The organism is Klebsiella terrigena (assembly GCF_006539725.1).
Classification (GTDB): domain Bacteria; phylum Pseudomonadota; class Gammaproteobacteria; order Enterobacterales; family Enterobacteriaceae; genus Klebsiella; species Klebsiella terrigena.
The window spans coordinates 84688-109000 of the sequence record NZ_BJNO01000002.1 but is presented as its reverse complement, the minus strand read 5'-3'; the positions used below and the strand labels follow the sequence as shown (position 1 = coordinate 109000).

Annotated in this window: 25 protein-coding genes and 1 tRNA gene; 8 read left to right on the top strand and 18 right to left on the bottom strand. The window is 57.1% G+C overall.

Annotated features, from left to right (window positions below):
• Positions 1-3 precede the first annotated feature (3 nt).
• A complete protein-coding gene (locus RTE01_RS03295) occupies positions 4-975 on the top strand; it encodes a PDR/VanB family oxidoreductase (protein ID WP_141334681.1) in 972 nt (323 codons plus the stop codon).
• Positions 976-1599: 624 nt separating this feature from the next.
• On the opposite strand, the gene RTE01_RS03290 is transcribed toward RTE01_RS03295, so the two are convergent.
• The 3 genes from RTE01_RS03290 to RTE01_RS03280 are packed head-to-tail and all read right to left on the bottom strand — an operon-like array spanning position 1600 to position 5243.
• On the bottom strand, positions 1600-2628 hold the full coding sequence (locus RTE01_RS03290) for an ABC transporter ATP-binding protein (protein WP_141334679.1): 1029 nt from the start codon (positions 2626-2628) through the stop codon (positions 1600-1602).
• A gap of 1 nt (position 2629) precedes the next feature.
• Positions 2630-4204 carry an ABC transporter permease gene (locus RTE01_RS03285; protein ID WP_166793715.1) on the bottom strand — a complete coding sequence of 525 codons (1575 nt, stop codon included), beginning with the start codon at positions 4202-4204 and terminating at the stop codon, positions 2630-2632.
• 22 nt (positions 4205-4226) lie between these two features.
• Positions 4227-5243, bottom strand: a complete 1017-nt coding sequence (locus RTE01_RS03280; RefSeq protein ID WP_115193191.1) for an iron ABC transporter substrate-binding protein — start codon at positions 5241-5243, stop codon at positions 4227-4229.
• A 544-nt stretch (positions 5244-5787) separates the two neighbouring features.
• Here RTE01_RS03280 and RTE01_RS03275 point away from each other — a divergent pair.
• Both RTE01_RS03275 and RTE01_RS03270 read left to right on the top strand, forming a co-directional pair.
• Positions 5788-6105 (top strand): putative quinol monooxygenase, encoded by a 318-nt coding sequence (locus RTE01_RS03275; protein WP_041144866.1) that lies wholly within the window; start codon positions 5788-5790, stop codon positions 6103-6105.
• Between the two features lie 85 nt (positions 6106-6190).
• Positions 6191-6526, top strand: coding sequence for a gamma-glutamylcyclotransferase family protein (locus RTE01_RS03270; protein WP_041144865.1), 336 nt, complete (start codon positions 6191-6193; stop codon positions 6524-6526).
• A gap of 43 nt (positions 6527-6569) precedes the next feature.
• Here RTE01_RS03270 and RTE01_RS03265 read toward each other — a convergent pair whose 3' ends face one another.
• The 10 genes from RTE01_RS03265 to RTE01_RS03220 all read right to left on the bottom strand — a co-directional run bounded on the left by RTE01_RS03265 (position 6570) and on the right by RTE01_RS03220 (position 16719).
• Positions 6570-7598, bottom strand: a complete 1029-nt coding sequence (locus tag RTE01_RS03265) for an LLM class flavin-dependent oxidoreductase (RefSeq protein WP_041144864.1) — start codon at positions 7596-7598, stop codon at positions 6570-6572.
• A 307-nt stretch (positions 7599-7905) separates the two neighbouring features.
• Positions 7906-8310, bottom strand: coding sequence for a TetR/AcrR family transcriptional regulator (locus RTE01_RS03260; protein ID WP_134525494.1), 405 nt, complete (start codon positions 8308-8310; stop codon positions 7906-7908).
• Positions 8298-9947, bottom strand: coding sequence for a putative bifunctional diguanylate cyclase/phosphodiesterase (locus tag RTE01_RS03255; RefSeq protein WP_134528435.1), 1650 nt, complete (start codon positions 9945-9947; stop codon positions 8298-8300). Before RTE01_RS03255 ends, RTE01_RS03260 begins: the two co-directional genes overlap by 13 nt.
• Positions 9948-10353: 406 nt before the next feature.
• The gene (locus RTE01_RS03250) at positions 10354-11313 is read right to left on the bottom strand and encodes a YbgA family protein (RefSeq protein ID WP_115193196.1); all 960 of its coding nucleotides are present in this window, start codon (positions 11311-11313) and stop codon (positions 10354-10356) included.
• A 112-nt stretch (positions 11314-11425) separates the two neighbouring features.
• Positions 11426-12646, bottom strand: a complete 1221-nt coding sequence (locus tag RTE01_RS03245) for an SAM-dependent methyltransferase (RefSeq protein WP_115193197.1) — start codon at positions 12644-12646, stop codon at positions 11426-11428.
• Positions 12643-13365 carry a DUF1365 domain-containing protein gene (locus tag RTE01_RS03240; RefSeq protein WP_041144854.1) on the bottom strand — a complete coding sequence of 241 codons (723 nt, stop codon included), beginning with the start codon at positions 13363-13365 and terminating at the stop codon, positions 12643-12645. Before RTE01_RS03240 ends, RTE01_RS03245 begins: the two co-directional genes overlap by 4 nt.
• Before the next feature lies 1 nt (position 13366).
• Positions 13367-14623: an NAD(P)/FAD-dependent oxidoreductase gene (locus RTE01_RS03235; RefSeq protein WP_141334677.1), complete on the bottom strand. Its 1257-nt coding sequence runs from the start codon at positions 14621-14623 to the stop codon at positions 13367-13369.
• Positions 14620-15339, bottom strand: coding sequence for an SDR family NAD(P)-dependent oxidoreductase (locus tag RTE01_RS03230; protein WP_134525493.1), 720 nt, complete (start codon positions 15337-15339; stop codon positions 14620-14622). Before RTE01_RS03230 ends, RTE01_RS03235 begins: the two co-directional genes overlap by 4 nt.
• Complete coding sequence (locus RTE01_RS03225) at positions 15336-15770, bottom strand: nuclear transport factor 2 family protein (protein WP_041144851.1); 435 nt, start codon at positions 15768-15770, stop codon at positions 15336-15338. Before RTE01_RS03225 ends, RTE01_RS03230 begins: the two co-directional genes overlap by 4 nt.
• Positions 15771-15990: 220 nt before the next feature.
• On the bottom strand, positions 15991-16719 hold the full coding sequence (locus RTE01_RS03220) for a MerR family transcriptional regulator (protein WP_041144850.1): 729 nt from the start codon (positions 16717-16719) through the stop codon (positions 15991-15993).
• 118 nt (positions 16720-16837) lie between these two features.
• On the opposite strand from RTE01_RS03220, the gene RTE01_RS03215 reads away from it, so the two are divergent.
• Complete coding sequence (locus RTE01_RS03215; protein WP_134525492.1) at positions 16838-17362, top strand: lipocalin family protein; 525 nt, start codon at positions 16838-16840, stop codon at positions 17360-17362.
• A gap of 119 nt (positions 17363-17481) precedes the next feature.
• On the opposite strand, the gene RTE01_RS03210 is transcribed toward RTE01_RS03215, so the two are convergent.
• Together RTE01_RS03210 and uraH are read right to left on the bottom strand one after the other, a co-directional pair.
• Positions 17482-17961, bottom strand: coding sequence for a GlcG/HbpS family heme-binding protein (locus RTE01_RS03210; protein ID WP_227503277.1), 480 nt, complete (start codon positions 17959-17961; stop codon positions 17482-17484).
• 18 nt (positions 17962-17979) lie between these two features.
• The gene (gene uraH, locus RTE01_RS03205) at positions 17980-18390 is read right to left on the bottom strand and encodes a hydroxyisourate hydrolase (RefSeq protein ID WP_041144847.1); all 411 of its coding nucleotides are present in this window, start codon (positions 18388-18390) and stop codon (positions 17980-17982) included.
• A gap of 135 nt (positions 18391-18525) precedes the next feature.
• Between uraH and hprR the strand changes: the two genes are divergently transcribed.
• Both hprR and RTE01_RS03195 read left to right on the top strand, forming a co-directional pair.
• A complete protein-coding gene (hprR, locus tag RTE01_RS03200; protein WP_041144846.1) occupies positions 18526-19206 on the top strand; it encodes a response regulator transcription factor HprR in 681 nt (226 codons plus the stop codon).
• Entirely contained in the window at positions 19199-20554 is a 1356-nt protein-coding gene (locus RTE01_RS03195) for a heavy metal sensor histidine kinase (protein WP_134525491.1), read from the top strand. The genes hprR and RTE01_RS03195 overlap by 8 nt, the downstream gene beginning before the upstream one ends.
• Before the next feature lie 274 nt (positions 20555-20828).
• On the opposite strand, the gene RTE01_RS03190 is transcribed toward RTE01_RS03195, so the two are convergent.
• Together RTE01_RS03190 and RTE01_RS03185 are read right to left on the bottom strand one after the other, a co-directional pair.
• A tRNA-Ser gene (locus tag RTE01_RS03190) sits at positions 20829-20916 on the bottom strand.
• A 143-nt stretch (positions 20917-21059) separates the two neighbouring features.
• Entirely contained in the window at positions 21060-22688 is a 1629-nt protein-coding gene (locus RTE01_RS03185) for an ABC transporter substrate-binding protein (protein WP_134525490.1), read from the bottom strand.
• 267 nt (positions 22689-22955) lie between these two features.
• On the opposite strand from RTE01_RS03185, the gene yccA reads away from it, so the two are divergent.
• Together yccA and tusE are read left to right on the top strand one after the other, a co-directional pair.
• On the top strand, positions 22956-23615 hold the full coding sequence (yccA, locus tag RTE01_RS03180; protein ID WP_041144843.1) for an FtsH protease modulator YccA: 660 nt from the start codon (positions 22956-22958) through the stop codon (positions 23613-23615).
• Positions 23616-23702: 87 nt separating this feature from the next.
• Complete coding sequence (gene tusE / locus RTE01_RS03175) at positions 23703-24032, top strand: sulfurtransferase TusE (protein WP_115193217.1); 330 nt, start codon at positions 23703-23705, stop codon at positions 24030-24032.
• Here the strand turns inward: tusE and yccX are convergent.
• Positions 24029-24310: an acylphosphatase gene (gene yccX / locus RTE01_RS03170; protein ID WP_041144841.1), complete on the bottom strand. Its 282-nt coding sequence runs from the start codon at positions 24308-24310 to the stop codon at positions 24029-24031. The genes tusE and yccX overlap by 4 nt on opposite strands.
• Between the last annotated feature and the right edge of the window lie 3 nt (positions 24311-24313).

The window sequence follows — 24313 nt, the reverse complement described above, 5'->3', positions numbered from 1 at the left end:
TAAATGAGTGAACAGCTGCAGGTAGTCGTTGACGGAATGTGGCGCGAGGGCGATACCAGCCTCGCCGTCAGGCTGGTCTCCAGCCGCGGGGAGCCGCTGCCCGCGTGGCGGCCAGGGGCGCATATCGATCTCCATCTGCCGGATGGGACCCAGCGCCAGTACTCGCTGACCGGCCCCACCACCGGCGCTGAGGGCTATCTGATCTGCGTCGCCCGGGATCGTAAATCGCGCGGCGGATCGCGCTATATCCACGAGGCGCTGCGCCCGGGGCAGACGCTGCGCATCTCTCCCCCGCGCAACCTGTTTATGCTGCAGCCCGCGGAGCGCGTTGTGCTGCTGGCCGCCGGTATCGGCATTACGCCGCTGTACGCGATGCTGCTGCAGCTCGAAGCGGACGGCGTGCCCTGCGAGCTGCACTACTACGTCAAGCGTCGCGAAAACGCGGCCTTCGTCCGCCAGCTGGCGCAGCGCTTCAGCCAGGGAAGCTGCGCCCTTTACTGCTCTGAGGAGGGGCAAAGCCCGCGTCAGCACCTCGCCACGACGCTCGCCGGGGCGCACACCGGAGAGCTTCTGTACCTCTGTGGGCCCCAGGGTTTTATGGCCTGCGCGCGCGAGGTCGCGGTACAAAAGGGTTGGCAGGAGGCGCAGATCCACAGCGAAGCGTTTCAGGCAACCGCGCCGGTCGCCGACGCCCGCGGCGAGGCCGATACCTTTACCGTCACCCTGGCGTCGTCAGGCGCGCAGTGGCCGGTGCCGGCGCACCAGACCATTGCCCAGGTGCTCCAGCAGCAGGGGGTTGCGGTCCCGCTCTCGTGCGAGATGGGAATGTGCGGCGCCTGCCTCACGCCGGTTATCGAGGGCGTGGTCGATCACCGGGATACGGTGCAGTCCCCGGCGGAGAAAGCCGCCGCCGAGCAGCGCATCGCGCTCTGCTGCTCCCGCAGCCGTTCGCCCAACCTGCTGATCGATCTCTAGCGGGGTCGCTTTTCACCGGCGCCGGGCTGCCGTAGAGCAGGCTGGCGCCCTGCTCGCTGACAAAGATTAACAGCCATCAAAAGTCGGTCAATCATTCCATAATCGAATAATTTTAATAAAAATTATTCATTTCCTTTCTGAATCAAATACCATCATATTTGTATGACAAATCCGGCATCGCCAGACGCCTGCTGCTGGCTGAGGGGAAGAGACGATCTCTCCCGGCGCACAATAAGCGTGACGAGCCTGACCAGCTGTCTGGATATTGCCTGTCGCAGCTTCCAGACCGGTGCTCAGGGATCATTCTGAACATCCACTATAAAATTGAGTACTATCCGAGTATTTGCCAGCCAGCTTTTGGCTGGCTTTTTTTTGGCCGTCACCGGCCTGATTTTTCGTTTTTCAGCAGGTCGCTTAATCTGCCACGGTTTTGCGCTAAGAGAGCGTTAAACGTCTCGCGGCTCTGCGGGCCTGACTCCGCCACCCGCGCCTCGCGCTGCGCCTGGCTGCGGATACTCACCGCAAAATATTGCGTTATTATTATCTGGCCGCAGATATGCAGCGCTCTGCCCGCTCATTTGGCGGCACGGGCAGAACAATCCTCGACAAAAAAGTATCGCTATTTTAATGCATAAATACCCGCGCTTTCCCGGCGACCGCTAAACGCACCCTGGCCCCCGTCGTCCAGCCGGCCTGGCTAACGGTTTTGAGGATCAGCGGTTCACTCATCCCCGGAGCGGCCAGACTTAGGGTTGAGAGGTGTCCACAAAAATCGACGTCAACGATAGTCATGGCGCTTTCACCCTCCTGACAGAGGGTGACCATCAGCTGCTCCGGACGCAGCATAATCCGGCCGCTTCCCGCGGCGTGGTCATCATCGGTGAGCACCTCGCCAATAATGCACTCCGCGCGGCCGGCGCTGAGTCGGGCAGGAAGCACCAGCGCATCGCCAAGAAAGAGCGCGGTCGCTTCATCGACCGGTTGCGAGTAAACCGCAAAGGGGCTACCGACCTGAGTGAAACGACCCCGGCGCATCACCGCCACCTGGCTGGCGAAAGAGAGGGCTTCGTTCTGATCGTGGGTCACAAGGATTGACGCCACGCCGCTTTGCGCCAGTAAATCGGCGGTGGCTCTGCGAGTGGCGGCGCGAAGCCCGGTATCAAGGGCCGAGAAAGGCTCATCCAGCAGCATCAGCGAGGGACGCTGCGCCAGCGCCCTGGCTAAGGCCACGCGCTGCTGCTGGCCGCCGGAGATTTCGTGCGGCCAGTGGGTCGCCAGCTGCTGGTCGAGAGAAACCATCTCCATCAGCGCCGCCACCTTACGCCGCTTCTCCTGGCGGGTATCGTCCAGCCCCCAGGCAATATTGTCCGCCACGCTAAGATGAGGGAAAAGCGCCCCCTCCTGCGGTACAAAGCCAATACCACGCTGGTGAGCGGGAATAAAAATCCCCTCGCCGTAGAGCGTTTTCCCCTGCATCACGATCCGCCCCGTATCCGGGGTTTCAAATCCGGCAAGAATGCGCAGCAAGGTGGTTTTTCCGGAGCCTGAAGGCCCGACGATCGCCGTACGGCTGCCCGGAGCCACCGTCAGATTGAGGTTATCCAGCACCTGAGCATCGGCAAAAGATTTAGAGAGCGCGGTGAGTTCCAGCATATTACAAACCTGCAATTTTTTTCGACTGTACATAAAGAATGCCGGTCAGCGGCAGCGAGATCAGAATCATTAACATCGCGTAGGGCGCGGCGGCCACGTAGTCAATCTCGCTGGTGAGCGCCCAAAAGCCGGTTGCCAGCGTGCGGGTGCCCAACGGTGAAAGCAGCAGCGTGGCGGTGAGCTCGTTGCTTACGCCGAGAAAGACCAGCGCAGCCCCGGCGGCGGCACCGGGTGCCGCGAGGCGCATGGTGACGCTCCAGAGCGCCCGGGCAGGACTTCGCCCCAGGCTGCGCGCAACGTTTTCCAGCTCGACCGGCGCCTGGGCAATTCCGGCACGCAGATTGATCAGCGCTCTGGGCATAAACATCAGCAGATAGGCAAGAAACAGCGTGACTTCCGTTTGATAGACCGGCCGCGCGTAATGGATGGTGACCGTCACCAGCGCCAGCGCCGTGACGATACCCGGCAGCGAGCTGGTTATATAGTTGACCCCTTCCAGAAGGCGGAACACGCGGTTCGGATAGCGAACGCCCAGCCACGCGATAGGAATAGCGCAGGCAGTGGTCAGCAGGGCGCCGGCGGCGCCGGTCATCAGCGTCTGGCGCAGCGAGAGCCAGAGATCGGCGTGGGACCAGTTTGCCACTCCTCCCAGCCACAGCCAGCGGCAGAGCACAATCAGCGGCACGCCGAGGGCGAGCAGCACCAGGGCAAAAAGCAGCAGCTGCGCGGCGAATGCGGCCGGCGCGTTCAGCGTCCGCCGCTTTTGCTCGCGCGCGGCTCCCGCACCGATCCTCGCGTAGCGAGCTTTACCGCGCGTTGCCCCTTCCAGCAGTAAAATAGCCAGGCAGCATAGCGCGAGGACGCCAGCCAGCATATTCGCGGCCGGACCGCTGAACGTGGACTGAAACTGGTCATAGATCGCGGTGGTAAAGGTATCGAAGCGGATCATCACGTACAGGCCGTACTCCGCCAGCAGATGGAGCGCCACCAGCAGCGCCCCGCCGCAAATCGCCAGCTTCAGCTGGGGTAGTATCACGCTGAAAAAAACCTTCCATGGCGGCGTCCCGAGCGATGCGGCCACGTCTTCAAGCGTGGGATCGAGGCGTTTGAGCACCGCCGCAACCGGCATATAGATAAACGGGTAGTAGGCCAGGACCGAGAGGAAGACGCCGGAGGAGAGGCCGTGCATCGACGGCACGGCGCTCACCCAGGCATAGCTTTGGACAAATGCCGGAATGGCCAGCGGCGCAACGGCCAGCGCCGACCATACCCCGCGCCCCGCCAGCGTCGTGCGCTCCGTCAGCCATGCCACCATCACCCCAAGCGTAATGCACAGCGGGATCGTCAGCACGGTCAGCCACAGCGTGTTGCTGAGCAACTCTCCCACCCGCGGGCGAAATACCAGCGCCTTGATGGTCTCCCAGCCGGTTTCAATGCCGACGGCGATGACAAAACCGGGCGGCAGCAGCGCAAGTAATGAAAACAGGACGGCTAATGCCACCATCGGAAACGCAGGACGCCTGCGCTCAGGCAGGCGTCCAACTTTTTTTCCGAGTATAAGACTCAGACCAGACATAAATTTTTCACTTCAGCAGAGATTACAGCAGGCCAGCCTGCGTCATCAGATCGATAACCTTTTTACCGTTCAGCGAAGAAGGCTCAACTTTTGGCGCATCCAGCTCACGCAGCGGCGTCAGCTTCGGGTTGGAGGCCGCATTGACGCCAACGGCATATTCAAAGGCGTTATTGGTGCGCAGCTCTTCCTGGCCCTGCTTGCCGGTGATCCACTTGATAAAGGCCTGAGCCTGCTGCGGATGCTTGCTGGAAGCCAGGACGCCACCGCCGGAAATGCTGACGAATGCGCCCGGGTCCTGATGTTTGAAGTAATAGAGCCCGGTATTCTTGCTGTTTTCGCCGGTTTTAGCCTGATCGACAAAGCGGTAGTAGTGATAGATAACGCCGCCATCAATCTGGCCGGCGTTAACCGCCTTCATCACCGTGCTGTTGCCTTTATAGGCCACAAAGTTGGCTTTCATGGCTTTGAGCCAGTCGAGGGTGGCCTTCTCGCCTTTCAGCGCCAGCATCGCGCTAACGATAGCCTGGAAATCTGCCCCTGACGGAGAGGCCGCCCAGCGCCCTTTCCACTCCGGTTTTGCCAGATCCATCAGCGAGCGCGGCAGCTGAGATTCACTGATTTTTTGCGGGTTATAGACGAACACGGTGCTGCGTGCGGCAATGCCAATCCAGCGCCCGTGTTCCGGGCGATACTCTGGCGCCACCTGCTTCAGGGTATCGGCATCCAGGGGGGCAAACAGCCTGGCGTTATCAACCAGCACCATCGACGGCGAGTTTTCGGTCAGGAAGACGTCTGCGGGTGATGCCGCCCCTTCCTGCACCAGCTGGTTGCCCAGCTCGCTGTCGCCACCGTTACGTAAGGTCACTTTAATACCGGTCTCTTTGGTAAAGCCATCTACCCACGACTTAACCAGGTTTTCATGCTGCGCATTATAAATAACAATGCCTTCACCGCTATCAGCTGCCAGAGCCTGCGGTGCCAGGAACATTGCCGAAGCGACCAGAGCCGCAGAGCAACAGGATAAGAGGCGGAAATTCATAGGCTAATCCTTAGTAATAGTAGAAAAATGGCAACCAAAGCAGAGCGAAAAGGATTAAAGCACAGCGAAAAGGGAATGATAATGAAAACAATTACCATCAAAACAAAACAGTTAAAAATACTCTGTTTAATAAACCGAGTGTTTGATTATTCTTGGTTTAAATTAAGGAACAACGAAAGATTAAAGTAACCTTAAGACGATATTAATTTTTAAGCGCAATATTTAAAAATACGCGCGGTGTGGCATTTTATTGCGCCAGGAATAAAAACCAGGTCGGCAATTAGGGCAAGGATTGCACGCCGCCTGCTCGCCTGATTAGGCTATCGTGCTGGCCTGGTATGTGTGGCGGCCCATCCGCTTCGCTGTGCGTGGTTTATCTCGTTGCCAACGAAGCATATCAGGGTAGCGAACGTCCTCTCGGTTTCTCTTCTTCATCGCGGCTGGTGGATCCCTCAATTCATCGCTACGCTGAATAATTCACGCCCGGGCTGCGCTTTTTGCTCGCTCAGCCGGGAATGCTTATCGCTGAGTCGAAGGAGACCCCATGAGCGAAGTCAATATTGTTGCCACCCTAACCCCGCTCCCTGAGCATATCGAAGCAGTCAGGGCCGCTGCCCTGGCAATGGTCCCCCTGACGCATCAGGAAGCGGGCTGCCTGCAGTACGATCTGCATGAAAGCCGGGCAATTGCCGACGTCCGCCAGCTGCAGAATGAGGGTAAGACGTCATTTATCTTTATTGAGCGCTGGAAGTCAGAGGAGGATCTGAAAAAGCACGTCGCCATGTCCTATCACGATGATTTTCTCGCGATCCTCGACGGCAGGCTGGAGAGTCTGAACGTTCAGCGGCTGACCCGCCTGTAGCGCTTTAAAAAACGTCACTATTCCGCCAGTATGAGCTATCTCCCCCGCCCGCCGGGGAATTTATCATCTTGCTTAATGAGGAATAATGGAACGTTTATTTGTCTACGGTACGCTGCGTCCGGGCCACGCGAATGCCTATATTCTGGAAAATATCGGCGGAGAGTGGCTGCCGGGAACGGTGACCGGCACCTTTTATGCCCGCGGCTGGGGCGCTGCCGCTGATTTTCCGGGGATCGTCCTGAGTGAAAGCGGGCCGCAGGTCCACGGCTATCTGTTTTCGTCCGCAAAGCTGGCGGAGTTCTGGCCCGCGCTGGACGAGTTCGAAGAGGGCTACGACCGGGTGGAAGTTGAGGTGACGACGGCCGATGATCTGCGCCTGTCCGCGTGGATCTATCAGCTACAGCCGCCGGCCCAGCCGTAGGATTTAACGCCCCGCATGGCTCACGGGGCGTTGGCGTTACCGCCTATTTGTCGCGCCAGCCCAGCGCCGGCGCAACCTGTTTGAGAATGGACTCAATAACGTGCACGTTGTAATCCACGCCCAGCTGATTCGGCACGGTGAGCAATAAGGTGTCGGCTTCGGCAATCGCTTCGTCTCTCTTCAGCAGCTCGATAAGCCGGTCCGGCTCGGCGGCATAGCTGCGCCCGAAGATCGCCCGCGTTTTCTCATCAAGCTGGCCAATTGTATCCCCGTCATCCCGGCCTGTACCAAAATACATCCGGTCGCGATCGTTCATCAGGGCAAAAATACTGCGGCTGACCGAGACGCGCGGCGTACGGGAATGCCCCGCCTGCGCCCAGGCCTCGCGGTATGCCCGGATCTGTTTTGCCTGCTGAATATGGAAAGGCTCGCCGGTTTCGTCATCTTTCAGCGTCGAGCTCTGCAGGTTCATCCCCAGCTTCGCCGCCCATACCGCCGTGGCGTTGGAACCCGCGCCCCACCAGATGCGCTCGCGCAGCCCTTCGGCATACGGCTCGGGGCGCAGCAGGCCCGGCGGGTTGGGGAACATCGGCTGCGGATTCGGTTGGGCAAACCCCTCCCCTCGCAGCACGTCCAGCAGCACTTCGGTATGACGACGCGCCATGTCTGACTCGTTTTCTCCGTCGGCGGGCACGTAGCCAAAATGACGCCAGCCGTCAATCACCTGCTCCGGCGAGCCGCGGCTGATGCCAAGCTGCAGGCGACCGCCGGAAATCAGATCCGCCGCCCCCGCGTCCTCGGCCATATAGAGCGGATTTTCATAGCGCATATCGATAACGCCGGTGCCGATTTCAATCCTGCTGGTTTTTGCGCCTATCGCGGCCAGCAGAGGAAACGGCGAGCTGAGCTGACGGGCAAAATGATGCACCCGAAAATAGGCGCCGTCCGCGCCCAGCTCTTCGGCGGCAACCGCCAGATCGATGGACTGCAGCAGCGCGTCAGCCGCCGAACGGGTGGCGGACTGCGCCGATGGCGTCCAGTGGCCAAATGACAAAAATCCAATCTTTTTCATGACGTATTCATCCTGGTTTGCAGGGAAATTATCCGCAGGCCGGCATTAACCGCGATACCGTAAATCAGCGCCTGGCGAGGTTTAGGTCTACTTTACGCATTCGCTGATGGGAATAAATATCGTTTGTTTAACATAATGCATCAAATAAATTGACCGAGTCGCACCGGGCCTGCAGGGCTCACAGGTCCGATTTGAGCGGCTTCGGCGCAACCGCCGACCGGCGGGCGCTTTCGTGGCGGGTAATTTGCGTGCGGAACGGGGGAGGTAAGCGAAGCGAAAAAAATCGCGCGCGCTTTCCCGGTAACGATCAGGCGCGCAGAGTCAGGTTATCGAGCAGCGGCTGCACTATTGTGCGGAAAATATTCGCATCGTTAAAGGCGCGCGCCGACAGCATGGCGCAGATGCAAAACGGCGAGGAGCCCTCGCGAATGCAGGTCGCCCAGTAGTCGACGTAGGCCTGAAGTTCCGCCAGCGGGTCATTCATCTGCCGGGTCATCGCCTGCATTCCGGCCCGGGCCTCTTCCCGATACTCGGTTACCACCACCTTCACCAGCTCCGCCTTGCTCGGGAAGTGGTGATGAATGCTCGCCTTACGAATATTCACCTTTGCAGAGATATCGGCAAAGCTGAAGCCGGCTTCCTGCCGGCAGGCAGGCCTCTCGGGCCCGCTTACGGCGCAGCGATGAAGGGCCTGAGAGGCTACTTTTTTAATTGCCCAATGATCGTCGGCTTGCCAAAAAGAAAGCCCTGGACTTCGTTGCAGCCTTCATCTTTCAGGATTTTCAGCTGCTCCAGGGTCTCAACGCCCTCGGCAATCAGCGGGGTATTAATCGATTTACTGAGCGAGATAACCGCCCGCACGAAGGAGCGAACTTCGGAATCGTTCTCAATGTTTTGCAGAAAACTGCGGTCCATTTTGATGAGGTCAAAATGAAATTCACGCAGCATGCTAATGGAGGAGTAGCCGGTGCCAAAATCATCGAGGGCAATACTGATCCCCATGTTTTTTATTTGATTGAGAACGTTAAACACCAGCTTTTTATCGACCATAAACGCCGTCTCCGTGACCTCGAATTCAAGGAGGCTAACCGGGAAACAGGTCCTCATTAAAATTCCGCGGACGTTGTCTATAAAATCACGATGGCGCAGCTGCACCGGAGAGATATTTACCGAAACCTTCTTGTGAATTTTATTCACCAGCGCTTCACGACATACCTGCTCTAATACCCAATAGCCCAGCGGTATAATCGTCGCGCTCTCTTCCGCCAGGGGAATAAATTCGTCAGGGTATATCAGCCCGAGTTCGGGGTGCTGCCAGCGTAGTAAAGCCTCATATCCCGTCACCTGCTTTCCGGAGATCGAGCGCTTTTCTTGATAGTGAAGATAAAACTGGTCCTCCTTGATCCCCTGCCTGATATCCGAAATCATTTGATTGCGCTTACGCGTTCGCTCGTCCATCTCAGGCTCGTAGCGGCACACCTTATTGTCGATATCAGATTTGGCACGATACATAGCCAGATCTGAGTTGCTGATTAAGGTATTAAGATCGGTACCGTCGCGAGGAAAAACAGAAAAGCCGATGCTCGCAATGACTGAAACCGAGGTAGTGGCAAAATCATGTATTCCGCTAAAGCACCCCTGCAGCTTCTCGGTAAAGAGATCGAGTTCTTCGGCAGACTCAAACGGCTTTACCGCCACAAACTCATCGCCACCAAACCGGGCCACCAGCTCATCGTTCTTGACCATTTTAGCGACATTTGCCGAAACTCTTTGCAGCAGCAGATCGCCAATAAGATGGCCCTCAACGTCGTTTATTTCCTTGAACTTATCAAGGTCTATAGTAAAAATAGCCAGCTGAGGATAGTGATTACCCGCGATCAATCCTTCGACAAACGCAAAAAACGCCACCCGATTAGGTAGCCCGGTCAGAGAATCATATCTCGCCATCCATGAGAGCTTATCAATCACTTGCTTATGTTCGGTAATATCCCGGGTTATTTTGGCGAAACCCTGTAAAGTCCCGTCGTCATCGCGGATAGCGTCTATTACTACGTGCGCCCAAAATGACGAACCGTCCTTTCTGTAGCGCCACCCTTCTCCCTCGAATTTGCCGGTTTTCAGGGCCAGCGCCAGGTTTCTCGCCGGCTCTCCTGATTGCTGCTCGCCTTCGCTGTAAAATATGCTGAAGTTACTGCCAATAATCTCTTCGCTGGTGTAGCCCTTAGCCTGGCGCGCGCCCTCATTCCAGCTGGCAATCGTCCCATCCAACTCCAGCATATAGATAGCATAATCTTTCACATTTTCGACGAAATGACGATATGAAATATCAGTTAACATTCTGTTATCCATATAAACCAACCCAACGGCGTAGCAGCGTATTGACAGAATCACGAAACAAAAATGTGAAAATGTGTTAATCACAATGTAACCCATCGCTACCGCTCTTGCCACAAGCATCTCTGGCCCGCAGTTTCGCCGCATCCGCCGCCAGCGCGCGCCTCGCCCCTTCTTGTACCTCAAGGGACGATGCGCCTGAAAAAGCCCGCTTTCATTATTTATCGCCGAAACTGTGGTCAACCACATGAATAAACAGCATCGGCATTGATGATGAAAAAAAAATAATCTCAGCAACCTGGTTCATAACCAAAAAAAATTAAGCAAAAAAAGTGATGCTGTTATTTCAAAACGCGGCGTTAGCGACGTTAAGTACCGGTAAAATAATGGCTCAGAAAGGCGCTATGCCGAGGCGGCCGATTTAATTTACCGTCAGGCGCAGGGCTAAATCCTGCGGATAGGGATCAAAGTAGTTCTGCGTTAACAGATAGCGATCCGGGTATTCCGCCAGGTAATGCTTCAGCAGCGTTAAGGGTGCGAGTAACGGCAGCAGCCCGGCACGATAGTGGAGGATCGCGTCGCGCAGTTCACCGCGCTGACGGGTATTCAACTGCTCACGAAAGTAGCCCTGAATATGCATCAGCACGTTAGTGTGATTTTTCCGCGAAGCAGGTTGCTTGAGGATCGCCATCAGCTTTTCGCGGTAGGCCACGAAAAAAGCGTCCAGATCCTGCCATTCGTGCAGCGAGGCGACGAACGGCCCGATCTCACGGTAGCGCGCCTGATGGTGCGCAAGCAGCTGCAGTTTGTAGCGGCTGTGGAAATCGAGCAGACCACGGCGATTCAGGCCGTTAGCCCGTAGGCTATTGAGCTCATGCAGGGCGAAAACGCGCTCGACAAAATTTTCACGCAGCTGCGGGTCGTGCAGGCGGCCATCCTCTTCTATCGGTAGCCACGGGTAATTCTCCAGCAGCGCCCTGGTGAAAAGCCCCACGCCCTCTTTACGCCCGCGATTGCCTTCTTCATCGTACAGCCGCACGCGCTCCATGCCGCAGCTCGGCGATTTAGCGCAAACGATGAACCCCGACAATTCGCCCAGGCGCGGAAGAGCATGCTCGGTGAAATCAGCCATTTTCTGCGTGACATCGTCGTGCGGTGCATGGCTGAAACGCATGCGAATATCCCCTTCCCGGGTTTGCAACAAGCGCAGCGCCGGGCGAGGAACCGGCAGGCCGATGGCCATCTCCGGGCAGATGGGTTTGAAGGTCACGCACCGTGCCAGCTCATCCATCACAAAGGCCATCCGCTTATGTCCGCCATCAAACCGTACGGCCGAGCCGGTTAAACAGCCGCTGATCCCAACAACAGGTTGCGTATTCATGACTCTATCCTCTTTACGGCGTTTTGCGTGTGAAGAAAAGCGTGGCTATTCCCACGGTTAGGTCGAATTTCTTCATCTCGGTTTTGTTAAAAGACCGGCACATAGCGGCGCTTCAAACGCGTTCTGCGGTCAGTTGCACCACGCTAATGGTGCGGGCGTTGAACCCCGCTTCGCAGTAGCTGAGGTAATACAGCCACATGCGGCGAAAGCGATCGTCAAAACCCAATTTTTCTATGTCCTGCCATGCGTGAACGAAACGCTGTCGCCAGTGCACGAGCGTGCGGGCGTAGTCAGGCCCCATGTCGATCAGATTGCGGATGACAAAATCGGTGTGGCGGGTCATCAACGTGCTCATCGCCGTGACGCTGGGCAAAAAGCCGCCGGGGAAGATATAACGCTGAATAAAATCAACGCCTTTGCTGTAGTCACGGTATCGCTGATCCTGAATGGTGATGGCCTGAATCGCCATTTTCCCCCCGGAGCGCAGGCGGGCCTGGCAGGTGCGGAAGAAAGTGGGAAGGTAGCGCTGCCCCACCGCCTCGATCATCTCAACCGATACCAGCTTGTCGTACGTGCCGGTCAGATCGCGGTAATCGCACAGCAGAACCTCAACCCGCTCTTCCAGCCCGGCCTCGGCAATCCGGGCTTTCGCCCAGTGATATTGCTCCTGCGACAGCGTGGTCGTCGTGACGCGGCAGCCGTAGTGGCGCGCGGCGTACTCCGCCATCGCCCCCCATCCGGTGCCAATTTCCAGCAGGTGATCGCCGGAGGTCAGCGCCAGTTGTTCACACAGACGCGCCATTTTCGCCCGCTGAGCCTCTGCCAGACTCTGCTCATCGGCGGTAAACAGCGCGCTGGAATAGAGCAGCTCTTCATCGAGGAAGTGCGCGTAAAAATCGTTGCCGAGATCGTAATGTGCGGCGATGTTTTTCCGTGCCTGCTGGCGGTGGTTGCGACGTGCCCGGTGGTGAAGGCGGGCAATGGGCCTGCCCAGCAGGCGAAAACCGCGATTCAGCCGCCCCAGCACGCGCCGGTTTAGCGCCAGTATTTGCAGCAGCGGGGTGAGCTGCTGGGTTTCCCATTCCCCTTCCATCCAGGCTTCGGCGGCGGCCAGGCTCCCGCCCGTCAGCAGGCGCCAGTAAACGGCCGGCGTGAGAATCGCCACGTCGGCGCTCAGCGACGCGGCGGCGTCACCAAAATGAAACGTCTGCGCCCCCTCCCGCAGGGTCAGCGAGCCGTGGCGGATGCCGCCCAGCAGCCGGAAAAGCAGCCATCGCGCAATACGCACGTTGCACGGAATATCGGGCTCAAGCGCAAAGACGGGATCGGTCATGAGCGTTCACTCCTGCTAGCGGGATGAGGGTGGACGGGCATACGCTTGAGCCACAGCCGCAGAGCCTGCCAGTAAATGGCGAGCACGGTTTTCAGCGTCATCCACGGGATGCGTAGCTGCAGTGACCTCAGGTTTTTGCGCGTCAGCGGCCGGCGCTTCAGCATCAGAGTGGCGTCGAACACTTTCGACACCTTGTGATTCTCGATATGCATATAGAGCGTGCTGTCGGGATGGTTGAAGCGCCAGTGATAAACCATGTCCATCGGGTTGAAGGGGGAAACGTGGAAGGCTTTTTCCAGCGGACGCGGCGTCCGGGCATCGACCGCGTAGTAGTGACGCTCGTTCCACGGGGTATTGCGCACCTCGACCAGCACCCAACGCAGGGTGTCAGCGCGGTCGTAGCAGTAGTAGAAATTGACCGGATTAAAGTGCAATCCAAAGTAGCGAAACTGGGTCAGGAGCATGACGCGGCCGTCAGGCCGGATTCCCGTCAGGCTTTCGAGCCGGTTGAGCGCCTTCTCTTTCAGCGGCGTTCCCAGCGGGTAATCCGCATCGTGGAATGCGGCCGCGGCGAAGCGGTTGCGGCGCACGCCGACGCAAGGCAGCAGCGTCAGCTCATCCAGATCGAGCCAGCCCATAAACACGTTATAGCTAAACCGGTGCGTTTTCGGCTGAAGACGGCGATGGCGCAATACGCCCTGATACAGGCAACTGTTCATCTTAGCGCCCCTCTCCGGCGGCAATCCCCTGCACCACATCCAGCGCGCTACGCACCCCATCTTCATGAAAGCCGTTGTACCAGTATGCGCCGCAGAACCAGCTGCGCCGCTGGCCGTTAATCTCATGACGGCGAGCCTGCGCGCGCCAGCTTTTAGGGGTAAACAGCGGATGCTCATAGGCCAAATGCCGCCAGACGTAGCGTTCATCTACCGGCGTATCCGGATTCAGGGTGACGCAGAACAAAGGGGCATTTGCCGGCAGGCCTTGCAGGATATTCATGTTGTAGGTCACGCAGGCGCGGGCCCGATCGTGCTCGCTCAGGCGATAGTTCCAGCTCGCCCAGGCGCGCTCGCGTACGGGTAGCCAGCGAGGGTCACCGTGTAATACCACCTCATTACGCTGCCAGCAAATGTCGCCCAGCACCTCACGTTCGGCCTTAGAGGGCTCAGCGAGCATGGCCAGGGCCTGCCCTGAGTGGCAGGCGAAGATCGCCTGATCGAACGTATGACTCGCAGCTGCAAGCTGAACCGTCACGCCGCGGTCATCACGGATAACCTTCTGCACGGGGGCATTGAGGTGTAGGGTCAGGCGATCCCCCAGCTGCGCCAGCATGGCGCGAATATACTCCCGCGAACCGCCGGGTACGACGAACCACTGCGGGCGATGGGTCATATCCAACAGGCCGTGATGCTCAAAAAACTGCAAAAAAAGCGGCAGTGGAAAACGACGCATCTCCTGCAGCGACGATGACCAGATAGCGGCCCCCATCGGCAGAATGTAATGGCGGGCGAAAAACGCGCTGAAGCGGTGCTGTTCCAGAAAGGTGGCGAGCGTGGCGTGCCGATCGACGTTGCCTAACGTCCCTTTTGCCAGCCGATTAAAACGGGCGATCTCTTTTAGCAATCCCCAGAATCTCGGGCTCACCAGATTGCGACGCCGGGCAAACAACGAGCTTAAGGTATGTCCGTTGTACTCCAGGCCGCTTTGCGGGTTATGCACCGAGAAGCTCATCTGCGTTTTTTGTCCGCTGATGCCCAGCTCGCTTAGCAGGCCGGTAAAACGGGGATAGGTGCGGTCGTTGTAGACGATAAACCCGGTATCAATGGCCCAGGTCCCCTGCGGCGTCGCGACATCGACCGTCGCGGTATGCCCGCCAACCGTGGGCTCTGCTTCGAAAAGCGTCACCTGATGATGCCCGGCGAGCCGCCAGGCGCAGGTCAGCCCGGCGATGCCGCTGCCGATAATGGCGATGTTCATGAGCGTACCATCCTGCGCAGAAATGTACGCTGAAGGCCGGCAGGAAGAGCAGCAAGCAGGCGCAGGGTAAGACCGAACCCCGTCGGGAAAGCGATATCGTCTTTCCCTTTGGACAAGCCGCGCCGGATAGCCTTCACTGCGCTCTCCACGCTGACCCGTCCGGGCATAGGGAAATCATTTTTACGCGTCAGGGGGGTATCGACAAAGCCCGGTGAAACCACGGTGATGGCGATACCCCTGGGCTCCCAGTCCAGCCGCAGGCTGTTAGCAAACCAGGTCAACGCGGCTTTTGACGCACCGTACGCCTCGGCACGTGGGAAGTGCAGCCAGTGCGCCATCGAGCTGACCAGCACCACGCGGTTTCCCGAAACCAGCTGCGGTTCAAGCGCGGCCAGGCAGTTGACGGGGCCCAGAAAATTGGTGGTGATGACCCGTTCCACCAGGGCGGCATCCACCACCCCATTTTGCAGATATTCACAGGTCCCCGCGCAGAGGATCGTCAGCTCCGCGGAACAGCCCGCCAGCGCCTGGCGACAGGCGTCCCTGTCTGTCATATCGAACAGGCGTATGGCGATGTTTGGGCTGCAGCGCTGCAGGGCCTCCAGGCGGGCCCGATCCCGCCCGCAGGCGATGACGCGGTAGCCGTCATCGGCCCAGGATTTGGCGAGTCCGGCCCCAATCCCGGAGCTTGCACCCGTGATGAGGACAGTCATCATGGGCGCACCCTGCGCTTCACGCTGCGCACCGCCCATCCCAGCAGCGGGAGATGCTCGTAGATCATCTCGCCAGCATCGTAGTAGTCGCGCTGGCTAGTAATCATCTCGCCCTGAATCTTTACTACCGAGCATCCCGGCAACGTCAGGATCGCGCCTCCGTCAATACGCGGATGCGACCAGTGCATGGTCCAGGTCACGACAAAAAAGTGGCCGTCGCACAGCGGCGGATCGATGGAAAAGCGACAGTGCTCCACGTTGGCCAGAAGATGGGTGAAGTAACGCTGGATGGCGTAAAGCCCCCGGTGCTCACCAAACGGATCGATAAGCGTGGCGTCAGCCTCATAGAGCGCGGCCAGCGCCGATGGCGGCTGGTTATCCAGTCCGGCGTAGTACTCAACAAACCGATTGATAACGGACGGCATTGTGCTCATAAGTCTCATCCTGACGTTAAACAACGTAGCGCACTCGCATAGTTAAAACTTAGACAATTAAGTTTATTTGTCCAAGTTTATAATGATATTATTTTTTTACTTAATGTATTTCAATCAATTAAATTAAGTTCTTTAGGCGCTTAATTTTTGATAGTCACACGCAGGCACGCCACCTTTGCGGTGGCGCGTGAGGAACAACATCGGCAGTGGACGAAAGAAACTACAGAGGAATAACTTCGAGGGAAACGCCCTGCTGCTGCCAGAGAACGATCTGCTTTTTGCGAACGGCGGTAAGCTTGCCGCTGGTGACCAGCAGCCATTTGCGCTCCGGGAAGATTTCCGGAGCCAGCGCGGCGGGCGGGACGGGAAGTACGTCAATGCGCTGCCCCTGGCCGGTGCGCTTGAGCGCTTCGAGCCAGATTTCACACGGATCGGCCAGGTGCCAGCCGGTAATCAGGGCGTTATCGCCGGGCGCTTTTTTATCTCCTTCAAGGCAAAACGAGGTGTAGGCGATAATAATGCCGTCGAGGATTTCGCGCAGGGTCATCATGGCAGGAATGTTGGCCGAGACTTTACTGCGCAGGGGGCGCAACACTTCAGTGACCAGCTCCGGGCGAGGATATTCGCGGCCAGAATCGTAAATTAACTGGCGCAGGGATTCGATTTTCCCCTCTTTGAGACGCTGTAGCATCGTCTCCTGGAGGTTGACCCAGTTGTTGGTACGTCGCGGGCCGGGGCGGGCCAGCAGCGGCTTAACCTGGCTGACAGGCACCCCTTTTTTGACCCAGTCGAGAATTTTTAGCGCCTGCTGGATATCGTCGTCGCTGTACTGGCGATGTCCGCCGTCGGTGCGCAGCGGTTTTAGCAGGCCGTAGCGACGCTGCCAGGCGCGAAGCGTGGTGGCGTTGATTCCGCAAAGCCGGGCAAATTCCCCGATGGAGTAAGACATAGCGGGTACCTGATCATAAAGAATACTCTCAATATACTACGAATCATTTCGGGTGGAATGAAGTGCGGAAAGTTTGCACTACACTTTACTCCCAACTGCACAGATGAAAGGAGTTCTCATGAAGCTATGGCCCGTTGCAACCGGTATTGCAATCGCCTTGACCCTGGTGGCCTGTAAATCCCCCACGCCGCCAAAAGGTGTGCAGCCTGTCACCGGCTTTGACGCCGGCCGTTATCTGGGTAAATGGTACGAAATCGCGCGCCTGGAAAACCGCTTCGAGCGCGGCCTTGAGCAGGTGAGCGCCACCTACGGCAAACGCAGCGACGGCGGTCTTAGCGTGCTGAACCGCGGCTACGATCCGCAGAAAAACAGGTGGAATGAGAGCGAAGGAAAGGCCTATTTCACCGGTCCGGCGACCACTGCGGCGCTGAAGGTCTCGTTCTTTGGGCCGTTTTACGGCGGCTATAACGTGATTAAGCTCGATGAAGATTACCAGTACGCGCTGGTCAGCGGGCCGAACCGCGACTATCTGTGGATCCTGTCGCGTACGCCAACCCTTTCGGAAGCAGTCAAGCAAGACTACCTTAACACCGCCCGTGCTCTGGGCTTCCGGGTCGATCGGTTAGTGTGGGTGAAGCAGTAAACAGGCGATCGCCGCGCCCTCGCTGACGCGGCTCTTAGGTTATTTCATCCGGATAATCAGCGTCACTAAAGGTAGGGAGAGCGCTCTTCCCCACCTTTAGTACAGCCGTGCTTTCAGCGCTATTTATTCTGGCTTTGACCAAGTACGTTGTTAATGGCTTCACTCCCACAGCGATCGTCGGACTCAGCCCCGCCGGTTCCCGCCATACCGACGGCACCAATCCACTGGCCGCGATATTGTACCGGTACGCCGCCGCCAAGGAGCAGTAGCTCGTTAACGGTATTCAGGTTCGCGGCATCCGGCGATGACTGAGACTGTTTGGCCAGCTGCCTGGTCGGCGTTTTTGTCGACAGCGCCGTGAAGGCCTTACGCCATGCGGCCTGGGTATTATGCGGCCCCACGTTGTCATCCCTCATCAGCGAAACCAGGTTCCCGCCGCGATCTACCACGGCGACCACGCCCTGACGATTCATACCGTGACAGACGGCCAACGCTTCCGTCGCCAGTTTCTGACTGAGCGCCTGGGTCATGTCATAGACGACCGCGGGTTCAGCAGCAAACGCGAAGCCCGATCCCGTGGCAAGGGTCAGTGCAAGCATAAAACGTCTCATTTATGCTCAGCTTCCCCGGTAGGTGGAGTAGCCGTACTGGCTCAGCAACAGCGGGACGTGATAGGTGGTGGTCGTATTCGTTATCTGGAATTCAACCGGGATTTCTGGGAAAAAACTCTGCTGTTTTTGTTCAGCGAAGTATTTCCCGGTTTTAAAAGTCACCCGGTACTCTCCCGCTTCAAAGGGCTTTCCCGGCCATAGCGCATCAATGCGGCCATCCTCGTTAGTGCTGGCCGTATTCAGAACCTTCCAGTTCTCACCCTGTTTCTGCTCAAGCGTCACGCCAACGTGCGGTGCCGGCAGCCCCGTTTGCTGGTTTAGCACATGGACGCTCAGCGGGTTTTTGCTGGCGGCAAGGGTAATACCGGGGGCAGCCAGAAGCATGGCGAGGGACAAGGCGGCAACGGACTTTTTCATAGTTGATTCTCCTGTGTTAATCACCGCACTTTTATACCCGAGTGGTTTTCGAAATAACCTGTCAGAAAGATGACCATATTGTCATCTGGCGCTGAAACGCTGGGGCGGTCATACAATTCATGGCAAACTGCGCGAATGAAACTATTACTCATTGAAGATAACCAGAGAGCCAGCGCCTGGGTGCGCAAGGGACTGGAAGAAGCGGGCTATATCGTGGATCACGCGGCGGACGGGCGGGACGGCCTGCACCTGGCGCTGGCACACCCCTACAGCCTGGTCATACTGGATATTATGCTGCCGGGTATGGATGGATGGCAGGTGCTGCAAGCCCTGCGCACCGCCTGCAATATTCCCGTTATTTGCCTCACCGCCAGAGATTCGGTTGACGATCGGGTCAGAGGGCTGGAGCTGGGAGCGAATGATTATCTGGTCAAACCGTTCTCATTTTCTGAGCTGCTGGCAAGGGTAAAGAATCAGCTCCGCCAGCACCAGCCGTACAGCACTTCGCTTCGTGTGGCCGATCTGGTGATGGACTCGGCGCGCCTTCAGGTGACGCGCGGCGGCATACCCGTGGCGCTAACGCGTAAAGAGTTTATGCTGCTGTGGCTTCTGGCGAGTCGTCACGGTGAAATCCTGCCCCGGACTCTGCTTGCCAGCGAAATTTGGGGGGTTAATTTCGACAGCGAAACCAACATCGTGGATGTCGCCATTCGCCGCCTGCGACGTAAAGTAGACGATCCTTTTGCTAAAAAGCTTATTACCACGGTAAGAGGCATGGGATATTGTCTGACGGAACAGGAGCCCGGCGGTGTATAGCCCTTCCCTCACTCTGCGGCTGACGGCGATTTTCACGCTGATTATGACGATGGCCTGCAGCGGTATAAGCCTGATCCTTTATAACGCATTACGCAGCGAGCTTATCTGGCGTGACGATCAAACTCTTCTTAACCGTGCGGCCCAATTAAGGCAGTTACTTGAAGATGGCGCCCATCCCGGCTCCCTGCCGCTCTATTTCAATCGCATGGTCGATATCCGCCAGGATATTCTCAGCATCCGCTCACAGCATGAGCAAAACGTCAGTATTAACCATACGGGCGTTGCTTTGCCGGATATCACGCCCACGTCGATAAGCAGCCAACCCAACGCGAAACAGCTGCACCGCTGGGTCAACGCTGACGATACCGAAGTCTCAGCGCTTAGCCTGCAGGCAAATTCACAGGAAGGACCGATAACCATTACCCTTGCACGGGTTGCACGCGAGCGAGCGCTCATGCTCGAACGTTATCGCCAGCAAAGTATTCTGGTTTCGCTGGCCGCCATTCTGCTGTGTGCCGCCGTCAGTCCGATACTTATCCGTAGAGGGCTTCGCGCGATCGGTCAGTTAAGCAAGATCATGGCAGAAACCGGCAGCGACAGGTTAAATAATCCGGTGCCGCTTCAGGCGATACCGCAGGAGCTTCTTCCGCTCGGCGAGGCGCTTAATGCCATGCGCCAGCGCCTGTCGACGGACTTTATCCGTCTGACCCAGTTTGCCGACGACCTGGCTCATGAGATACGTACCCCCATCAACGTTTTATTAGGTCAGAATCAGGTTGCGCTTGGTCATGAGCGTTCAGCGGCGGAATACCAGACTCTGCTTGAATGGAATATTGAAGAGCTGGAGGGTCTGTCGCGGCTGACAGAGAATATTCTCTTTCTCGCCCGCGCCACGCACAACAATATCAAACTCAATGAACAAACGTTCCTACTCCATGACGCCCTGGAAACGCTGATCGACTTCCTGGAGCCCGTCGCGGAGGAGCGGGAAATATTCATCGAGCTGAAAGCCGAAGGTAGCCTCACCGCGGATAAAATGCTCTTCCAGCGGGCGATGACTAACCTGCTGACGAATGCAATTCGCTATTCACCGGGAAAAGGAACGATATCCGTCGGGGCCTTTCAACGCGGTGAATTCGTTGAGGTTGAAGTCTCCAACGCCGGTGAAGTGCTTGCCGAGCCTGACAAGCTATTCGAACGTTTCTGGCGCGGAGACAACGTCCGCCACACCGCCGGTAGCGGACTGGGGCTGTCGCTGGTCAGCGCAATAGCCACATTACACGGTGGCAGCGCTTATTACCTGCACGCGCGTGGCAACAATATCTTCGGCCTCCGTCTGCGCGCCTGATCGATGACGCGGGTCGGGTCGGTTGTCTGCTTCGCGCAGGCGATATTTCGGCCGTTGAGGGGAGCAGCAAAGATAAGGCGTTGTTCAGCATAGACAAAACCGAACAGCCCAGGACAGGAAGAGGGAAATTTCGCCGACGCTCAATGCTCCATCGCCGTGGAAAGGCAAACGATTGAGGGTGTCAAAATGGACAGTATGCCCGGCGAATAGACCAACACGATACCAACAGCCCAAAGCAAGAAGGGGCTACCTTTTGGTAACCCCTTCTTTTATTTGGCGGAAGCGTAGAGATTCGAACTCTAGAACCCTTTCGGGTCGCCGGTTTTCAAGACCGGTGCCTTCAACCGCTCGGCCACGCTTCCGGTATGGGGCGCACTATAAACACCTCCGTTCAGGCTGTAAAGCACGATTTTGTTCAACTGCCTTAAAAACAAACAAAACTGTGTTATTCGTCTGAAAATCAGGCGGTTTGCGCAGAATTTCAGCGCCAGCCGCCCTCCCAGCGTTAATGTTTTTTGATGTACATATCGCGGGTAAAGTAATACCCCAGCTTATCCGGCGTAAATCCGCCTACCCACGGCTTCACCAGATGCGTACGGACATAGTGGTAAACCGGGACTGCCGGGACATCTTTGCCCAACAGGTCCTCTGCCTGCTGATAAAACTTGCCCCGGGTGGCCACGTCCGGCGCTTTGGCCGCATTACGCAACGCTTCATCGTACGCAGGGTTGCTGTACTGGCTGGTATTTTCACTATCGCCGGTGCGGAAGTTATTGAGGAAGGTGGCGGCATCGTCATAATCGGCAATCCACGCGTAGCGCACCGCATCAAAATTATGCGTATGCATGGTGTCGAGCATCGTTTTCCACTCCTGATTTTGTAGCTTCGCCTCAACGGCGAGGTTTTTCTTCCACATCGAACTGGCGGCAATGGCCACGCGCTGATGCGATTCAGAAGTGTTGTAGAGCAAATTAAACACCAGCGGGTGGCTGTCATTATAACCGGCTTCGCTCAGCAGCTTTTTAGCCTCGGCAATACGCTTGTCGCGCGGCCAGCTGGCATAGTCCGGGTTATGCAGCTTTACGCCGCCAATATCAGGCTGGCTAATTAACCATGCCGGACGCTGCCCCTGCCCCAGGACCTTCTCTGCGATGATGTCTTTATCCAGCGCCATATTCAGCGCCAGCCGGACCCGCGGGTCGTTAAACGGCGGCCTGGTGGTATTGAATTCGTAATAGTACGTCGCCAGCTGCGGGGAGACGTTCAGCTGCTCGCCCATGGTTTTTTTCAACTGCGTAAACTGGTTAATCGGCACCGTAAAAACGATATCGATTTCTCCCGCTTTATAGCGGTTAACATCTGCCGCCTCGGAGCTAATGGGTAGATAGGTCACTTTATTGATCACGGTAGCGGCATTATCCCAATAGCGCGGATTGCGCTCGGCCACGATGCGCTCGTTCACTACCCACCTGGACAGCTTATAGGCGCCGCTGGTCACCATATGCTCGGGTTTGGTCCACTTCTCGCCGAAGCGGCTGACCAGCACTTTATCAATCGGTACCAGAGACGGGTGCGCCAGCATCGGCAAGAACGCGGCGTTAGGCTGGCTCAAGGTGACTTCCAGCGTGGCGTCATCGAGAGCCTTCACCCCCAGCGTATCGGGCGTTTTTTTACCCTGCGCGATATCCTGCGCATTCACAATATGCATATTTCCCGGATAGCTGGCATAGGGTGATGCCGTAGCCGGGGAAACCAGCCGCTGCCAGCTCCAGACAATATCCTGGGCGGTAATTGCGGTCCCGTCAGACCAGGTGACGCCCGGACGCAGGTGGAACGTCCAGACGGTGTTATCTTTGTTGTCCCATTTCGCCGCCAGACGAGGCTGAATTTCGCCTGCCGGAGAGACGCTGACCAGCCCATCGAAGAGATCGCTGATGATGTTGAATTCCACGTCACTTTCGACTTTATGCGGATCCAGCGATGAGGGCTCGCTACCGTTATTTCTGACCAGCTCCTGCTTCTCTGCCAGCGCGGTGCCGGCCGGGACCTGTGCTGCGAGAGTCGGCGCCGCTGCGGCGAGTAAACCCACCACCAGTAGCGCCCGCGTGATGTCGTTATATTTTTGTAATTTCATATCCCTTGCCTTTATGGTGCTTCGTTTGTACCCTCTCCACACTTAGCCACAGAATCGCCATAACGCAATATTTTTCAGTGACCTATCAGATTCCGATCGGGTTCCTGACGCCAAACGCACAAACGCGCCGCCTTACCGTCATTTATTAGAATAATATGCTGGTTCTCTGCGCTGAGGTCTAAGTAAAGATGGGTAAAAGCACTATGGCTTCTGGCGTGGTTTTTTTATGCTTCGTTATTAATAACATCTGTCATAAGAGAGTGACTCATGGATCGTATAATTACGTCGTCGCGTGACCGTTCATCGCTGCTCAGCACGCACAAAGTTCTGCGGAACACCTATTTCCTGCTCAGCCTGACGCTGGCATTTTCTGCCATTACGGCAACGGCAAGCACGGTCCTGATGCTACCATCTCCCGGGCTGATTCTGACCCTGGTCGGCATGTACGGACTGATGTTCCTGACCTATAAGCTGGCCGACAAGCCATCGGGCATCCTCGCGGCCTTCGCCTTTACCGGCTTCCTGGGCTATATCCTTGGGCCGATGCTTAACGCCTATCTGTCGGCGGGTATGGGAGATTTGATCGGCCTGGCGCTGGGCGGTACGGCGCTGGTGTTCTTCTGCTGCTCGGCCTATGTGCTTACGACCCGCAAAGATATGTCTTTCCTTGGCGGCATGCTGATGGCAGGCGTAGTGGTGGTGCTGATCGGTATGGTGGCGAATATCTTCCTGCAGCTGCCGGCTCTGCATCTGGCAATCAGCGCGGTGTTTATTCTGATTTCATCCGGCGCCATCCTGTTTGAAACCAGCAACATCATCCGCGGCGGTGAAACCAACTATATCCGCGCCACCGTGAGCCTGTACGTGTCGCTGTACAACATCTTTGTCAGCCTGCTCAGCATTCTGGGCTTCGCCAGCAAAGACTAATCTCTCCCACGTTCTTCTCGGGCCCTGCTTATGCGGGGCCTTTTTTTTTGCTAAACTGCCGCCAGTTTTAGCGGTATGTGAAGAATTATGTTTATCTTTGAAGGCAATGAAATTGAGACCGATAGCGAAGGCTATCTGAAGGATACCACCCTCTGGAGCGAAGCCCTGGCGACCGCTATTGCCGAGCGGGAAGGTATTATCCTGTCGACAGAACACTGGGAGGTCGTGCGTTTTGTCCGCGACTTTTATCTGGAGTTCAACACCTCGCCGGCCATTCGGATGCTGGTGAAGGCGATGGCAAATAAGTTCGGCGAGGAGAAAGGCAACAGCCGCTATCTCTACCGCCTGTTCCCCAAAGGCCCCGCCAAACAGGCAACGAAAATTGCCGGGCTGCCCAAACCGGTGAAATGCATCTAGTACAGAATAGAGAACTTTTGCCACTCTCTGGTGGGCTGATGGGGCTCGGTGTGCACCCGATCGACCCGTGCGCTGCGAGGCCCGCCCTCCTTCAGCCAGCTCACCAGCGCCGCCACCTGCTCCGCCTCGCCGCAGGCCAAAACCTCGACGCTGCCGTCGTCCAGATTGCGCGCGTAGCCCGTCAGCCCCAGGCGTAACGCCTCCCGCTGCGTCGTGTAGCGAAAGCCAACCCCCTGAACTGAACCATATACCCATGCCATCGTGCAGAGTGTCGCCATGAT

Excerpts from the sequence above, each read along its gene's own strand:
- RTE01_RS03295 (WP_141334681.1), top strand. The coding sequence starts at position 4 with ATGAGTGAACAGCTGCAGGTAGTCGTTGACGGAATGTGGCGCGAGGGC.
- RTE01_RS03290 (WP_141334679.1), bottom strand. The coding sequence starts at position 2,628 with ATGCTGGAACTCACCGCGCTCTCTAAATCTTTTGCCGATGCTCAGGTG.
- RTE01_RS03285 (WP_166793715.1), bottom strand. The coding sequence starts at position 4,204 with ATGTCTGGTCTGAGTCTTATACTCGGAAAAAAAGTTGGACGCCTGCCT.
- RTE01_RS03280 (WP_115193191.1), bottom strand. The coding sequence starts at position 5,243 with ATGAATTTCCGCCTCTTATCCTGTTGCTCTGCGGCTCTGGTCGCTTCG.
- RTE01_RS03275 (WP_041144866.1), top strand. The coding sequence starts at position 5,788 with ATGAGCGAAGTCAATATTGTTGCCACCCTAACCCCGCTCCCTGAGCAT.
- RTE01_RS03270 (WP_041144865.1), top strand. The coding sequence starts at position 6,191 with ATGGAACGTTTATTTGTCTACGGTACGCTGCGTCCGGGCCACGCGAAT.
- RTE01_RS03265 (WP_041144864.1), bottom strand. The coding sequence starts at position 7,598 with ATGAAAAAGATTGGATTTTTGTCATTTGGCCACTGGACGCCATCGGCG.
- RTE01_RS03255 (WP_134528435.1), bottom strand. The coding sequence starts at position 9,947 with ATGGATAACAGAATGTTAACTGATATTTCATATCGTCATTTCGTCGAA.
- RTE01_RS03250 (WP_115193196.1), bottom strand. The coding sequence starts at position 11,313 with ATGAATACGCAACCTGTTGTTGGGATCAGCGGCTGTTTAACCGGCTCG.
- RTE01_RS03245 (WP_115193197.1), bottom strand. The coding sequence starts at position 12,646 with ATGACCGATCCCGTCTTTGCGCTTGAGCCCGATATTCCGTGCAACGTG.
- RTE01_RS03240 (WP_041144854.1), bottom strand. The coding sequence starts at position 13,365 with ATGAACAGTTGCCTGTATCAGGGCGTATTGCGCCATCGCCGTCTTCAG.
- RTE01_RS03235 (WP_141334677.1), bottom strand. The coding sequence starts at position 14,623 with ATGAACATCGCCATTATCGGCAGCGGCATCGCCGGGCTGACCTGCGCC.
- RTE01_RS03230 (WP_134525493.1), bottom strand. The coding sequence starts at position 15,339 with ATGATGACTGTCCTCATCACGGGTGCAAGCTCCGGGATTGGGGCCGGA.
- RTE01_RS03225 (WP_041144851.1), bottom strand. The coding sequence starts at position 15,770 with ATGAGCACAATGCCGTCCGTTATCAATCGGTTTGTTGAGTACTACGCC.
- RTE01_RS03220 (WP_041144850.1), bottom strand. The coding sequence starts at position 16,719 with ATGTCTTACTCCATCGGGGAATTTGCCCGGCTTTGCGGAATCAACGCC.
- RTE01_RS03215 (WP_134525492.1), top strand. The coding sequence starts at position 16,838 with ATGAAGCTATGGCCCGTTGCAACCGGTATTGCAATCGCCTTGACCCTG.
- RTE01_RS03210 (WP_227503277.1), bottom strand. The coding sequence starts at position 17,961 with ATGCTTGCACTGACCCTTGCCACGGGATCGGGCTTCGCGTTTGCTGCT.
- uraH (WP_041144847.1), bottom strand. The coding sequence starts at position 18,390 with ATGAAAAAGTCCGTTGCCGCCTTGTCCCTCGCCATGCTTCTGGCTGCC.
- hprR (WP_041144846.1), top strand. The coding sequence starts at position 18,526 with ATGAAACTATTACTCATTGAAGATAACCAGAGAGCCAGCGCCTGGGTG.
- RTE01_RS03185 (WP_134525490.1), bottom strand. The coding sequence starts at position 22,688 with ATGAAATTACAAAAATATAACGACATCACGCGGGCGCTACTGGTGGTG.
- yccA (WP_041144843.1), top strand. The coding sequence starts at position 22,956 with ATGGATCGTATAATTACGTCGTCGCGTGACCGTTCATCGCTGCTCAGC.
- tusE (WP_115193217.1), top strand. The coding sequence starts at position 23,703 with ATGTTTATCTTTGAAGGCAATGAAATTGAGACCGATAGCGAAGGCTAT.
- yccX (WP_041144841.1), bottom strand. The coding sequence starts at position 24,310 with ATGGCGACACTCTGCACGATGGCATGGGTATATGGTTCAGTTCAGGGG.